Source organism: Paenibacillus residui, from assembly GCF_042677205.1.
Taxonomy (GTDB): Bacteria; Bacillota; Bacilli; order Paenibacillales; family NBRC-103111; genus Paenibacillus_L; species Paenibacillus_L residui.
Genome location: NZ_JBHTIU010000036.1, coordinates 1 through 13,053, shown reverse-complemented (window position 1 = coordinate 13,053; position 13,053 = coordinate 1). Strand labels below are relative to the sequence as shown.

At 50.8% G+C, this 13,053-nt stretch carries 16 protein-coding genes; 14 read left to right on the top strand and 2 right to left on the bottom strand.

Going from position 1 to position 13,053, the window contains the following annotated elements; translation table 11 throughout:
• Positions 1-42: 42 nt before the first annotated feature.
• Positions 43-567 carry a shikimate kinase gene (locus ACFQ03_RS11565; protein WP_144933613.1) on the top strand — a complete coding sequence of 175 codons (525 nt, stop codon included), beginning with the start codon at positions 43-45 and terminating at the stop codon, positions 565-567.
• Here ACFQ03_RS11565 and ACFQ03_RS11560 read toward each other — a convergent pair.
• Entirely contained in the window at positions 562-855 is a 294-nt protein-coding gene (locus tag ACFQ03_RS11560) for a rhodanese-like domain-containing protein (RefSeq protein ID WP_144933612.1), read from the bottom strand. The two genes, ACFQ03_RS11565 and ACFQ03_RS11560, sit on opposite strands and share 6 nt — an antisense overlap.
• 233 nt (positions 856-1,088) lie before the next feature.
• On the opposite strand from ACFQ03_RS11560, the gene aroA reads away from it, so the two are divergent.
• The 3 genes from aroA to ACFQ03_RS11545 are packed head-to-tail and all read left to right on the top strand — an operon-like array spanning position 1,089 to position 3,727.
• Positions 1,089-2,381, top strand: coding sequence for a 3-phosphoshikimate 1-carboxyvinyltransferase (gene aroA / locus ACFQ03_RS11555; protein ID WP_144933611.1), 1,293 nt, complete (start codon positions 1,089-1,091; stop codon positions 2,379-2,381).
• A 39-nt stretch (positions 2,382-2,420) separates the two neighbouring features.
• Positions 2,421-3,248 (top strand): C39 family peptidase, encoded by an 828-nt coding sequence (locus ACFQ03_RS11550; RefSeq protein ID WP_379288255.1) that lies wholly within the window; start codon positions 2,421-2,423, stop codon positions 3,246-3,248.
• 56 nt (positions 3,249-3,304) lie between these two features.
• Entirely contained in the window at positions 3,305-3,727 is a 423-nt protein-coding gene (locus tag ACFQ03_RS11545; protein WP_144933609.1) for a CoA-binding protein, read from the top strand.
• Positions 3,728-4,028: 301 nt separating this feature from the next.
• Here the strand turns inward: ACFQ03_RS11545 and ACFQ03_RS11540 are convergent, their stop codons facing one another.
• On the bottom strand, positions 4,029-4,571 hold the full coding sequence (locus ACFQ03_RS11540; protein WP_186328219.1) for a hypothetical protein: 543 nt from the start codon (positions 4,569-4,571) through the stop codon (positions 4,029-4,031).
• Positions 4,572-4,631: 60 nt separating this feature from the next.
• On the opposite strand from ACFQ03_RS11540, the gene ACFQ03_RS11535 reads away from it, so the two are divergent.
• From ACFQ03_RS11535 to ACFQ03_RS11490, 10 genes are all read left to right on the top strand, one after another.
• Positions 4,632-4,850: a hypothetical protein gene (locus ACFQ03_RS11535; RefSeq protein ID WP_144933608.1), complete on the top strand. Its 219-nt coding sequence runs from the start codon at positions 4,632-4,634 to the stop codon at positions 4,848-4,850.
• 28 nt (positions 4,851-4,878) lie between these two features.
• Positions 4,879-5,208 carry a spore coat protein gene (locus ACFQ03_RS11530; protein ID WP_144933607.1) on the top strand — a complete coding sequence of 110 codons (330 nt, stop codon included), beginning with the start codon at positions 4,879-4,881 and terminating at the stop codon, positions 5,206-5,208.
• A gap of 196 nt (positions 5,209-5,404) precedes the next feature.
• The gene (locus ACFQ03_RS11525; protein WP_144933626.1) at positions 5,405-7,300 is read left to right on the top strand and encodes a glucose PTS transporter subunit IIA; all 1,896 of its coding nucleotides are present in this window, start codon (positions 5,405-5,407) and stop codon (positions 7,298-7,300) included.
• Positions 7,293-9,032 (top strand): phosphoenolpyruvate--protein phosphotransferase, encoded by a 1,740-nt coding sequence (gene ptsP, locus ACFQ03_RS11520; protein WP_144933606.1) that lies wholly within the window; start codon positions 7,293-7,295, stop codon positions 9,030-9,032. Before ACFQ03_RS11525 ends, ptsP begins: the two co-directional genes overlap by 8 nt.
• A 20-nt stretch (positions 9,033-9,052) precedes the next feature.
• Positions 9,053-9,586 carry a type 1 glutamine amidotransferase domain-containing protein gene (locus ACFQ03_RS11515; protein ID WP_144933605.1) on the top strand — a complete coding sequence of 178 codons (534 nt, stop codon included), beginning with the start codon at positions 9,053-9,055 and terminating at the stop codon, positions 9,584-9,586.
• Positions 9,583-10,002 (top strand): VanZ family protein, encoded by a 420-nt coding sequence (locus ACFQ03_RS11510; RefSeq protein WP_255453000.1) that lies wholly within the window; start codon positions 9,583-9,585, stop codon positions 10,000-10,002. Before ACFQ03_RS11515 ends, ACFQ03_RS11510 begins: the two co-directional genes overlap by 4 nt.
• An 86-nt stretch (positions 10,003-10,088) precedes the next feature.
• The gene (locus ACFQ03_RS11505) at positions 10,089-10,505 is read left to right on the top strand and encodes a hypothetical protein (RefSeq protein ID WP_379288250.1); all 417 of its coding nucleotides are present in this window, start codon (positions 10,089-10,091) and stop codon (positions 10,503-10,505) included.
• Between the two features lie 117 nt (positions 10,506-10,622).
• Positions 10,623-10,964: a bacillithiol system redox-active protein YtxJ gene (ytxJ, locus tag ACFQ03_RS11500; RefSeq protein WP_144933603.1), complete on the top strand. Its 342-nt coding sequence runs from the start codon at positions 10,623-10,625 to the stop codon at positions 10,962-10,964.
• Positions 10,965-11,135: 171 nt separating this feature from the next.
• Complete coding sequence (gene ccpA / locus ACFQ03_RS11495) at positions 11,136-12,140, top strand: catabolite control protein A (protein ID WP_379288247.1); 1,005 nt, start codon at positions 11,136-11,138, stop codon at positions 12,138-12,140.
• A 70-nt stretch (positions 12,141-12,210) separates the two neighbouring features.
• Positions 12,211-12,918: a 5'-methylthioadenosine/adenosylhomocysteine nucleosidase gene (locus ACFQ03_RS11490; protein ID WP_379288245.1), complete on the top strand. Its 708-nt coding sequence runs from the start codon at positions 12,211-12,213 to the stop codon at positions 12,916-12,918.
• Positions 12,919-13,053 lie beyond the last annotated feature (135 nt).

The window sequence follows — 13,053 nt, the reverse complement described above, 5'->3', positions numbered from 1 at the left end:
GGGTGCAAATAAAGGTTTGCTAAAGCATAAAGGAGTGGGAGCATGGATTATAATAACGTGGTGCTAATCGGCTTCATGGGCACCGGTAAAAGCACAGTAGGACTAGCGCTGGCGGACAAGCTCGGCTGGCGGTTCGTGGACGCGGATAGAGAGATTGAGCAGAAAGAGGGAAGACCGATACCGCAAATTTTCTCTGAGGACGGAGAAGAATATTTCAGATCTGTGGAAAGCGCGGTTATAGCAGAAATTATGCAGGGCAGGCGGCAAATTATTTCTATGGGGGGAGGGGCTGTCCTCGCTCCGGTTAACCGGGAGGAGATGAGCAGGAACGGCCTGGTCATCGCATTGACTGCTTCCCTGCAAACCATTGTACAAAGAGTGCGTACGGATCAGAATCGGCCTCTGCTGCAAGGCAATGTAGAGGAGCGGGTAGCCGCTTTAATGGAACAGCGTAAAAATGCGTATGATTTTGCCGATATACATATTAATACGGATGAGCTTCCGGTGCAGGAAATCGTGGACCAAATTGTGGAAGCTGCGGGTGAGGCGGGGAAGAAGCTGCTATAGCTTCTCCCATTCCAACATACCGCCGACCATGTTCTTAAGGCCTGTCACGCCGACGGAGGCCAAATATTCGCATGCTTTGCCGCTGCGGTTTCCGCTTCGGCAGATGACGATGATTTCGTCGGCCTGCGGGATTTCCCGGTATCGCTCCGGCAGTTCGCCAAGAGGAATATGCTGAACTCCGGGGATCGCTCCTTGGGCGATTTCTTCATCCTCCCGGACGTCAAGCAGATTCAGCTTCTCTCCTTTGGAGAGGCGTTCCTTAACCTCGGATGGAGTGATCGTATCCATGCGTTTCTTCTCCTTTCTCTGTTCGATTACCTGGTTGGATTAATTATGATGCATGCGGGGAGCCATGTCAAAGAGAAGCTCTTGAGAGCCGGGGATTACAATGTGGGAGGAAAAAGCAGGATACATTCCCAAGGCGGCGGCCATATGGTACACTTAGGTCGATTGAACTGCAATGCCTTATACTTATAGCAACGAAAGACCAATAACGATTTGCAAAGGGAGAGTCAGACCAGATGAAGGCTATCGTAAAACCTGCGCCGGAACTTAAAGGTACGATCAATGCGCTATCGTCCAAAAATTATACGACCCGGTATATGCTCGTCGGTGCTCTTGCGGAAGGGACGAGCACCTTGTATTATCCTGCCCACAGCGAGGACAGTGATGCCATGCGCCGCTGTATTCGCGACCTTGGTGCCATTGTCGAAGAAGACGATGAGAAAATGACCATCACCGGCTTCGGCCGTCATCCTAAGCCCGTGCCGGAATTGAATGTCGGCAACGCCGGTGCGGTGTTGAGATTCCTGATGTCGGTCGCCGCCTTCTGCCCGGAGCTGACCTTCGTCAATACGTATCCCGAGTCGCTTGGCAAGAGACCGCACAACGATTTGATTGACGCTCTGAAGCAGATGAATGTCCGCATCGATCACAACGGCGGCAAGCTGCCGATAACGATATACGGCGGGCAGCCCAAGGGCGGGAAAATTAAGGTCTCCGGTAACGTAAGCTCCCAATTTTTAAGCTCCTTGCTTTTCATGACCCCTCTTCTTGAGGAGGACAGTGAAATCGAAGTGCTGCACGACCTGAAATCGAAAATTATCGTTGGGCAGACGCTGGAAGTATTGGAACAGGCGGGAATCCGTATAGAAGCGGATGACGATCTGATGCGTTACCGGATCCCCGGCAGGCAGCGATACCAGGCCCAGGAATATAAAATTCAGGGAGATTATCCCGGGTCCGCCGCCATTCTGGCTGCTGCAGCGGTCACTTCTTCCGATGTTGCCGTTCATCGATTGGAAGAGAACAGCAGACAAGGTGAGAGGGCTGTTGTCGATGTCCTGCGGGCGATGGGCGTTCCGCTTACCCATCGTGATGGAATTGTCCATGTTCGGGGGACGGGCTTGCTTAAGGCCGGAGAGTTTGACGGGGATCATTTTACCGACGCCGTATTGGCAATGGTAGCCGCTTCCGTCTTTGCCGAAGGTACTTCGCGATTCTACAATGTGGAGAACCTGCGTTATAAAGAGTGCGACCGGATTACCGATTTTGTTACCGAATTGAATAAGGCAGGGGCTTCGGTGGAAGAGAGGCAAAGTGAAATTATCGTTCACGGGAAGCCGGAGGGCGTGGAAGGCGGCGTAGAGATCGACGCGCATTATGATCACAGGGTGATTATGGCGCTGACGGTCGTCGGATTACGTTCCAAGCAGGGGCTTGTCATTCGGGATGCGCACCATGTGGCGAAATCTTATCCACATTATTTTGAACATTTGCTTTCCCTTGGAGCAAATATTGAGCTGCAGGATTAAAGGGTTGTTTCGAGAATATTAGAAAAAGAGTGATTGCGAATGAGCGGTGTTGGCAATGTGCTTAAAGTAACATTGAGTCTTTTGCTGATCATCTCATTGGCTATATCCAGCGGAGGATTAACTCTGGCTCTCTATGCCAAAATCACGGGCAAACCATGGGCATTCTCTGCTGCGTTCATAGCGGCGGACGACAATCACAGGCAGGATGACCAGAACGCAGGAGATGAAGAGAGTACGGAGGACGGTGAGGCCGCTCCCGAACCTTATCCTTCATCCGCCATGCTGACGGCCCCGGCTATTCGCCAATATCCGGAGCTCTACTCCGGATGCGAAGTGACGAGCCTGGCCATGCTGCTGCAGTTCGCCGGATTTGACAAGGACAAGATGGAGCTTGCCGAAGAGATGCCCAAGGACCCTACTCCGATCCGATATAACGAGGATGGCTCCATCGCTTATTGGGGGAATCCGAATTTGGGCTTCGTCGGGGAAGTGACCGGCAAGGCCAAAGGGTTCGGTATTTTTCATACGGCTCTGATCAAGCAATTGGAGAGCTACATCCCGTCGGCGGTCGATTTGACCGGCGGGGAATTTGAAGACATCGAAAGACATATCGCCGGCGGAATTCCGGTTATCGCCTGGACGACGATTACGTTCAGAATACCGGATAAATGGGTGGTATGGGATACCCCCATCGGCCCCATTAAGACAACATTTATTGAGCATGCGGTGCTGGTTGTCGGCTATGATGAAAACTATGTTTACGTCAACGATCCTTATTCAGGGAAGGCCCAGGTTAAGGTGGATAAAGCCAGATTTATCGAAACCTGGGAGCTGATGGGCAAACAAGCTATCACTTACACAAATTAGGGCAGCCTATTATAAGATATTGTCTTGCTTCACAACCATCCTCGGAGGTGTTTGCCATGTCGTTCAATAACCCGTCTCGGGAAGAAATCAAATCCATTCTGGAGAAAGCGGCAAATATTGCTGTCGTCGGTCTGTCCGACAATCCGGATCGGACTTCGCATATGGTTTCTCAGGCGATGCAGAAGAGAGGCTACCGCATCATTCCTGTCAACCCGAACGCCGACCAAATCTTGGGCGAGAAGTGCTATGCTTCACTATCCGACATTCCGGAGCCGGTAGATATCGTCAATGTCTTCAGAAGAAGTGAGCATACGGTGCCCGTGGCCCGGGAGGCAGTAAGCATCGGGGCTAAAGTATTCTGGCTCCAGCTTGGAATTATTAATGAAGAAGCGGCACAGATCGCCCGCGAAGGTGGTCTGGAGGTTATTATGGACCGATGCATCAAAGTGGAGGACTCCATTCTGCGCCCCAACCGCTAAGCAGTGAACCGCCCGAATTCAGGGCGGTTTCTTCATTTTCACCAGTAGTATCCATAAATAAAAGGCCGGGACTTGGCGGACACTATTAAAGGCTTCCTCCGGAAACGGCAGGGAAGACCTCACATTATTCAAGGAGGACAATGGCGTGTATAACCAAAACACTTTCCATTCGGCAAACTACCGCGGAAACCAACCGGGTCATGACAATTATCTGCGCTCCGACTCGCAGCAGCCTTCTCAAAGCTCTTTCTCTAGAGGGCAGGCCACGGCTGGATTTTCCCAGAAGTTTCAGCCAACCGGTTTAGTTCAATCGCAATACCAAAACAAGCAAAACCAAGCCGGTTTCTCTTCTTCCGTCGGAACGCAATCCTTCCACACGGCCAACTACCGCGGAAACCAAGCCGGTCACGACAACTATTTGCGCTCCGATTCCCAGAATCCGTCGCAAAGTGCTTCGTTCGGCGGCGTGAGCCAAGGAATCAGCCAAAACAGCTTCGGTCAAGGAGTTAGCCAAAGCTTCCAAAGTTACGGAAGCCAGACCAGCCCTCAATCCTTCCACACGGCCAACTACCGCGGAAACCAAGCCGGTCACGACAACTACTTGCGCTCCGATTCCCAGAATCCGTCGCAAAGTGCTTCGTTCGGTGGCGTAAGCCAAGGAATCAGCCAAAGCAGCATCGGTCAAGGAGTTAGCCAAAGCTTCCAAAGTTACGGAAGCCAGACCAGCCCTCAATCTTTCCACACGGCAAACTATCGTGGAAACCAAGCGGGTCATGACAACTACCTTCGTTCCGATTCGCAAAATCCTTCCCAGAGCGGGATTCGTTTCTAACCTAACTGCCATTATGCGGGCCTAACTTAGGTCCGCTTCTTTCTACATCCAGACATGGAGGTGTTACGAACGATGCCGACCGGTAACGAACAGATGACATCGGACCGCAATCTGATTTCGGAGAAGGAACTTCTCTACTTGAAGGATTTTATGTCCTGGGAACTGCTGGCTATGAAGAAATGCAACGAAACGGCGAATGCCTGTACGGATCCTCAGCTAAAGCAGCTTATCAAGCAGGTGGGAGAGAAGCATAAGCAGCACTATCAGTCGATATTAGCTCATCTGCAATAATCCGTTAAGAAGAAGGAGGCGGCTTACAATGAGCGTACAAATTGCCATGCCTAAATCTCCGCAGGAGCCTCAGGTCAAGGGGCCGGAGATGAATGACCGGGACCGGATTAATGAAGTATTATCCTCGATAAAATATATGACCGTCGGGTACAATATCGGTTTGAACGAAATGCAGAATCCGAAGCTCCACCAAACGGTAGGCCAAATTTTGCACGAGTATCATCAAATGCAGTATCAGGTGTTCGACCAGATGTTCCAGCGCGGCTGGTACAAAATGAAAGCTGCGGATCAACAGGAAATCAGCCAGGCTCATACCCAGTTCAGCGGCTACAGTACCCAATTCCCCAACTTTCAATAACCGATAAAGCAAAGCCTGCCCATTGAGCGGGCTTTGCCTCTAACATCTAAGTTGTAAGCATTTTCATAACAATAATGGGAAGATATAAACTTTACAAATGAAGCCGCAAGCTTTACCATCTAATAATGGAGTACAAGGAACAAGCAATTTAATGAATGAATACAACCAGCCCGGGAAAGGAGGGCAGGAAGCGGAAATGAACTGGATGGGAACTTTGCAGCAATTGGGCCGGTCCTTAATGATTCCGACCATTGCTTTGCCCGTTGCGGCGGTCTTTCTGTGCCTGGGAGCGCTGCCATGGGATTCGGCGGGGCTTGGCAAGCTGGGGGATTTATTTATTTTCTCCGGCGATATGATCTTCACCTATTTGCCGTTTTTGTTTGCAGTAGGGGTTGCTCTGGGTCTTACCGGCAGCGCAGGCATTGCGGGAATGTCCGCTCTTCTGAGCTATTTTCTATTAACGCAAATTACTCAAAAGTATATGGAACCTGAACTGCAAATGGGGGTCACCGGCGGCATTGTTATCGGCATATTGACCGCTTTGTCCTACCATCGGTTCAAAAATATCGAATTGCCCGAATACATTCAATATTTCGGAGGGCCCAGATTCGTACCGATCTTTGTCGGAACGGCGACTATTTTTCTGTCGATGGTCATCATCGCGGTCGGTCCGGTCGTCGAGCAGACGATACAATCTCTCGGAGATATGCTGTTAAGCTTGGGAGGGTTCGGAGCCTTTATATACGGTGCCGCTTACCGCCTGTTGGTTCCATCGGGGCTTCATCACATTCTTAATAACGTATACTGGTTCCAGATCGGAACGTTCGAGCGCGCGGACGGAACGACGGTATTCGGGGATCTCCCCCGCTTCTTCGCCGGAGATCCGGAAGCGGGAGTCTTCATGGCGGGACTGTACCCGATTATGATGTTCGCTCTTCCGGCCATTGCCTTGGCTATCATTCAAGAGGCCCGCGAGGATCTGAAGCCGAACATCCGCAAAACCTTCTTGACAGCGGCGCTTGCCTGCTTTCTGACTGGAGTAACGGAACCGATTGAATTTGCCTTTTTATTTGTGGCGCCGTTCTTGTTTTTCATCCATGCTATCCTGTCCGGGCTGTCGATGTGGATTGCCTACGAGCTGGAGATCCGACACGGCTTCTCGTTCTCGGCCGGATTGCTGGAATATATTATTAACGGGCACCTGTCCACCAAAGGGCTGTGGTTAATTCCTATCGGGCTGTTGTTCGGAATAGCCTATTATGTGCTCTTCCGCTGGGCCATCCGCCGCTTTCAACTGCCGACGCCGGGCAGGGAGGAAGGCTCTCCATTGGAAGAATGGGCAGGGGATATCCGTTATCGCTCTCCGCTTATTTTGCAGGCTCTGGGCGGCAAAAATAATATAAAGACTATAGAAGCCTGCATTACGCGTCTGCGCCTTACTTTGCAGGACGATAAATTGATCGACACCACTGCATTAAAGCATTTGGGGGCCGCCGGAGTCATCCGTCTGGGTGGCGGAAACGTCCAGGTGGTGTTCGGTACGTTCTCGGAATTGATCCGTGAGGAAATCATCAAGGTGACGCGGACGGATCTGAAACAGGTGTTGTTCAATTCTCCGGTCCAAGGCAAGATGATTCCGCTGGAGGAGGTTCCCGACCAGGTTTTCTCCAGAAAAATTGTCGGCAACGGCGTCGCATTTATTCCTGAGCGGGGAGAACTGGTGTCTCCGGTTGCAGGCAAGGTAGTTCATATTCATCCGACCATGCATGCGATTGGTCTGGAGACAGAGCATGGCCTGGATGTCCTGCTTCATATCGGAATCGATACCGTACAGCTTGACGGTAATTGGTTTACCGCCGCTGTGCAGGAAGGAGACGAAGTTCTTCCGGGACAATTATTGATTAAATTCAATCTGGCCAAAGTGAAACAGAACGCCAAATCATTGGCTACACCTATGCTGATCACGAATACGGAGAGAATCAAGTCCTGGAGCTTTGCTCCCTTTAAATCGGTTAAGAAAGGTCAAGGGGCCGTCATGTCCGTCGTGTTAAAAGAACAAGCCGCAGCAGTTGGAGGTCATTCTGATGATTAAAGGAATTGGAGCGTCTGCCGGTATCGCGATAGGAAAAGCGATTGTCCTGCCCAGTTGGGAATGGAATCTGCCCGATAAACTGGTGGATGTGGGCGACTTGGCTTACGAATTTGAAAAGCTGTACGAAGGAATTCAGATATCGAAGGTAGAATTGGAGACGATCAAACAGGATATCGCCGAGCTGATCGGCGAAGAAGAATCCAATATTTTTAATGCCCATTTGGCCATTCTGGAAGATCCCGTCTTTATGAACGAAGTTCAGGCCATTATGCAGAGGCAGTACAAGGCGGCGGAAGTGGCCGTCAAGGAAACGATAGACAAATTCGTCGGCATGTTTGATTTGCTGGATGACGAGTATATGAAGGAACGGGCGGCCGATATCCGCGATGTCGGGAACCGTCTGCTGAAGCATTTGCTGGGCGGGTTCGAAGATACCCTTCCGGAGCAAGACAGCCCTTATGTGCTCGTGACTCGGGAGCTTACCCCCTCCCAATGGACTCACCTGGACCCTTCCAAAATTTTGGGGATCGTTACGATGGTCGGGGGGATGAATTCCCATGCGGCCATTATGGCAAGGGCGATCGGTATCCCGTTCGTCCTTGGACTGGACGGAAAGCTGAAGAAGCCGATTCAAACCGGAGATATGATTATTCTGGACGGGGAAGAAGGGCTGGTCTTTGTCAATCCCGATGAAGAAACGACGAATCACTACCGTAAGCGCAAGGAGATGATTCTGGCCCATCTGGAAAGCCTGCAGCAATTGGTCGATGTGCCTTCAGTTACGCTGGATGGCAAAGAGATCGAGCTCAAGGCCAACATCAGCTCGGTGAAGGAGCTGGAGCAAGCTCTGAAGACAGGCGCCCGGGGAGTGGGGCTCTTTCGGACGGAATTTTTATATATGGACCGCAATTCCCTTCCGCCGGAGGAAGAGCAGTTTGAGGTTTACAAGCAGGTGGCCGAAATGCTGGATGGCCAATCCCTGGTGATTCGGACTTTAGACGCCGGCGGAGACAAGGATATTCACTATATCGATCTTCCGGAGGAGGAAAATCCGTTCCTCGGCTATCGGGCCATACGAATTTCTCTGGACCGCGAGGAGCTGTTCAAGACCCAGTTGAGAGCCATTCTGCGCGCCAGCCATTACGGCCATGTAAAAATTATGTATCCGTTCATCAGCTCGGTTCAGGAATTCCGGGAGGCCAACCGTCTTCTCGAACAGGCCAAGCAGGAATTGAGAGAACGGAATGTACCGTTTGACGAAGAGATTAAAGTCGGTATCATGATCGAGGTGCCGGCCGCAGCGATGACTGCCGATCTGTTGGCGAGGGAAGCGGATTTCTTCAGCATCGGTACCAATGATCTCGTTCAATATTTGTTGGCTGTCGACCGGATGAACGAGCATATCGCCCACCTGTACGATCCGTTCCATCCGGCGGTTATAAGACTGCTGAGGCAGACGATTGAAGCGGCCCAACAATGCGGAATCCCCGTCAGCGTGTGTGGAGAGCTGGCAGGAGATCCCAAGGTTCTGCCAATGTGGCTCGGCTTTGGCATTGAGGAGCTGAGCATGTCCGTCAAGACTCTTCTTCCGCTCAAGGAACGGCTTCTGAAGAGCTCGGTGGAGCACAGCAGAAGAGTGGTGGAAGACATCCGACATTGCACGGGCAGCGATGAAATTCGCCGGCTGCTCGAACAATGTTATAATAATAGTCATCCGAAGCAAATAGATTAAACCGGGAGGAGAAAACCGTTATGAATTTATCGGGCTATAAGATTCTTGCTTTCGTCGATGAGGAATTCGAAGATTTGGAGATGTGGTATCCGGTTTTAAGGTTAAGGGAGACCGGGGCAGAGGTAGATCTGGCCGGTCCCGAGGCGGGACGGGTTTACAAGGGGAAGTACGGAGTTCCCTTGGAGACGAATTGCTCGTTTGAGGAAGTGAAATCCTCAGACTACATAGGGCTGTACGTGCCGGGCGGCTGGGCACCGGATAAACTGAGAAGGTATTCCTCCGTGCTGCAGCTTACGAGGGAATTTCATGAGGCGGGCAAGCCGATTGCCCAAATCTGCCATGCCGGCTGGGTGCTTATCTCCGCGAAAATTGTGGACGGCTATACGATGACCTCCACTCCTGGAATTCGTGATGATTTGGAAAATGCCGGCGCCACCTGGGTGGATGAGGAAGTCGTCGTCGACCGCAATATTGTGTCCGGACGCCGTCCGCCGGATCTGCCTGCTTTTGTCAAAGAATACATTCGCGTTCTGGACGAATATACAAAGAAGTGAACAGACAATTTTGGATCCGGTGGACGCCGGCAATCATTTGGATGGCTGTCATTTTCTATTCATCTTCCAGGACGGGAAGCAGCATGAACAAGCTGCTCCCTTTTTTTCAGAAATTTATTCCTTCCATGCAAAGTTTCGATTGGGGGCATTTTATCGCTTACTTCATACTGGCGCTGACGTATTTGTGGGCTCTGGATGACGGCAGGCCCTCCTGGAAAATTAAAGCGGCCGTCATCGGCTTATGCGTTTTGTATGGAGCCACTGATGAGTTTCATCAGCTTTTTGTGGACGGACGCCAGTCCGATTGGAAGGATATCCGCAATGACGGGATCGGGGCTGCCATTGCAATGCTGCTGATCTCTATTAAGCCGGTCTACCGCCAATACGCCAAACTGCCTCATTCCAAAAAGTGCTAGCCCCGCGGGAGAAGGATTTGAACCTTGAAGATAGAATACCCAAGGGAAGTAGAAACAGATGGTGCCGCACCAGAGGAGTGAACCAATTGCAAAAGCAGTGTATTTGCGGAGAGACGATGGCCGTTCATCTGCGAACCGTAATTTATCAGAAAAAAATTGAAATTGACCATGTGCCGGTCTATACTTGCCCCGGCTGCTCAGCGAGCGAGGTTTATCCGGATGTCAAGAACGACCTGACCGACTTGATCTCGGCCTATGATGCTTATCCCGGCCGGCTCCGCCTTAATTTTGAAGAAACCAGTGAACTGGCTTATCTTATCAAGAAAGCGGCTGACCGCGAATATTGGAACGAACCGGTTCAACAGATCATCGACGGGCGGATCAACGAACTGCTCGATATGCTGTTATTGGCCCAATCACTGGAGGATAACCACTGGGCGGAGCAGGTAAGGAAGAAGCTCGGGCAGATCGCCAGTTATTCCCAAACGGTTAACTTTACATAACGTCCTGCCTTCTGCGCGGACAACCTTTTGAAAAAAGTCAATGAAAATTGGCTTTTTTCTTTCATTTTTGTTAGTATAAATCCAATAGTAATCTTTTCGAATGAGGAGAGGATTCCAATGGGAAACGTAGTCCAATTGAATACGGTGGAGGATTGGCAGTCGAAGCTCCGGTCGTCCTCGGACAAGCCCGTGTTTGTGTTTAAGCACAGCACCCGCTGCCCGGTCAGCGCCGATGCTTATGATCAGTATATGATCTATATGAACCGTGAGCCCAATCCGGAGGTGGAATACTGTCTTGTTCACGTAGTCGAATCCAGACCCGTATCCAATGCCATCTCTGAAGCTCTTTCACTGAAGCACGAATCTCCGCAGGCTATATTGATTAAGGACGGGAAGGTAGCCTGGCATACTTCTCACTGGAGAATCACGAAGGAGTCCCTGAAGGAGAATTTGAAATAGCTGACCCGCTAGTCAAATGAAATCCGTTTCCCTGGATATCCGAATGAAGCGGATGATCGCCCTTATGGAAAACAATGGAACGGAAAATTTGTAAAATGTATTAAATTATCGTATTATTAAGCTAATCGGATATGCTAGTAAATTAATTTTATATAGATGGAGCGAATCAAAGTGACCGTAACCATATATGATGTAGCACGAGAAGCCGGAGTTTCCATGGCAACTGTTTCCAGGGTTGTTAATAACAACCCTAATGTAAAGCCGCAGACCCGCAAGAAGGTTTTTGAAGCGATTGAGCGGTTGGGCTACCGTCCCAACGCCGTTGCCCGTGGGCTGGCGAGCAAGAAGACGACGACTGTCGGAGTCGTCATTCCCGACATTTCCAACATGAATTTGGCGGAAATCGCTCGGGGAATTGAAGATATTGCCACCATGTATCACTACAATATCATCCTCTGTAATGCCGACAAGAAGAAGGATAAGGAAATCCGCGTCATTAACACGCTGCTGGAGAAGCAGGTGGACGGACTCCTCTTCATGGGCGGAACGGTGACGGACGAGCATATTCAAGCTTTCAAGACATCGTCCGTGCCGATCGTGCTGTGTGCGACAACAGACGATAATAATACCATTCCGGCTGTGGATATCGATCATCAGCAGGCCGCTTACGATGCGGTCAAGCTTCTTGTCGATAGCGGCCATCGCAAGATCGGGATGATCAGCGGCACGCTGCAGGATCCTTCGCTTGGATTTGCCCGTTACCAGGGATATAAGCAAGCTTTGGAGGAATCGGCTATTCCGTTCAATGAAAATTACGTTCGTGTCGGCAATTACAAATACGAGTCGGGAATCGAAGCGATGAAATATTTCCTCGCCTTGGAAGACCGGCCTACCGCCGTGTTTGCGGCTACGGACGAGATGGCGATCGGGGCTATCCACGCCATCCAGGATGCGGGATTGAAGGTGCCCGAAGATATTTCGGTAATCAGTGTCGACAACAGCCGTATGGCTTCCATGGTACGGCCTCAATTGACCACTGTAGCTCAGCCGATGTATGATATCGGGGCGGTATCCATGAGACTGCTGACCAAATTAATGAATAAAGAGACGACCGATCAGACCAAATACGTGCTTCCGCACACGGTGATCGAGCGCCAGACGGTTGGTCAGGTATAATCCCGGGATGGGTGATCGATACGACCGGCACAAGGCATCATGATATCACTAGATCGGAAGGAAGAATACAATGGGATATCGGAAACTAGGACTTATCGGAGCGATGGAAGAAGAGATTGAACGATTTCATGGCGGGATGGAGAACGTCGTCACGGAGGAAAGAGCTGGAATCCGCTTTGCCTCCGGACAGTTCGCGGGAATGCCGGTCGTTGTCTGCAAGTCCGGGGTGGGCAAGGTTAATGCCGCGGTCTGCACACAGATCTTGATCGACCGTTATGAAGTGGACGCCGTCGTCTTCACCGGAGTCGCCGGGGCAGTTAATCCGGCTCTCAATATTGGGGATATCGTCGTATCCACCGAGTGCATCCAACATGATGTCGATGTGACCGCTCTAGGGTTTGAACGCGGGATAATTCCTTATCAGGACAATTCCATCTATCAAGCCGATGAGAAGCTGCGTCAGCTTGCTTTGGATTGTGCGAACGAGCTGTTTCCCGGTCGGACGGTCAGCGGCCGGATTCTGTCCGGCGATCAGTTTATCGCTGACCGGAGCTTGGTTAGAGAACTGCACGAAACCATGGACGGAGCATGTACGGAAATGGAAGGAGCCTCTGTCGCTCAAGTATGCGAGATGAACAAGATTCCGTTCGTCGTTATCCGCTCCATGTCGGATAAGGCAGATGGCTCGGCACATGTTAATTTTACGGAATTTACCCGGTTGGCGGCGGACCATTCGTACCAAATAGTAGAGAAGCTGGTATCGAGGCTGGTCGGGTAATAGCTGACTATTTTGGTTCTATATGATTATGATAACGACAAGACTTCCCTTCGGGGGAAGTCTTGTTTTATTTAGGCTTTAGCCAGTTGAGTGCGTGAAACGCGCGAAACAAAAAACCACCCGCTATGCGGGTGG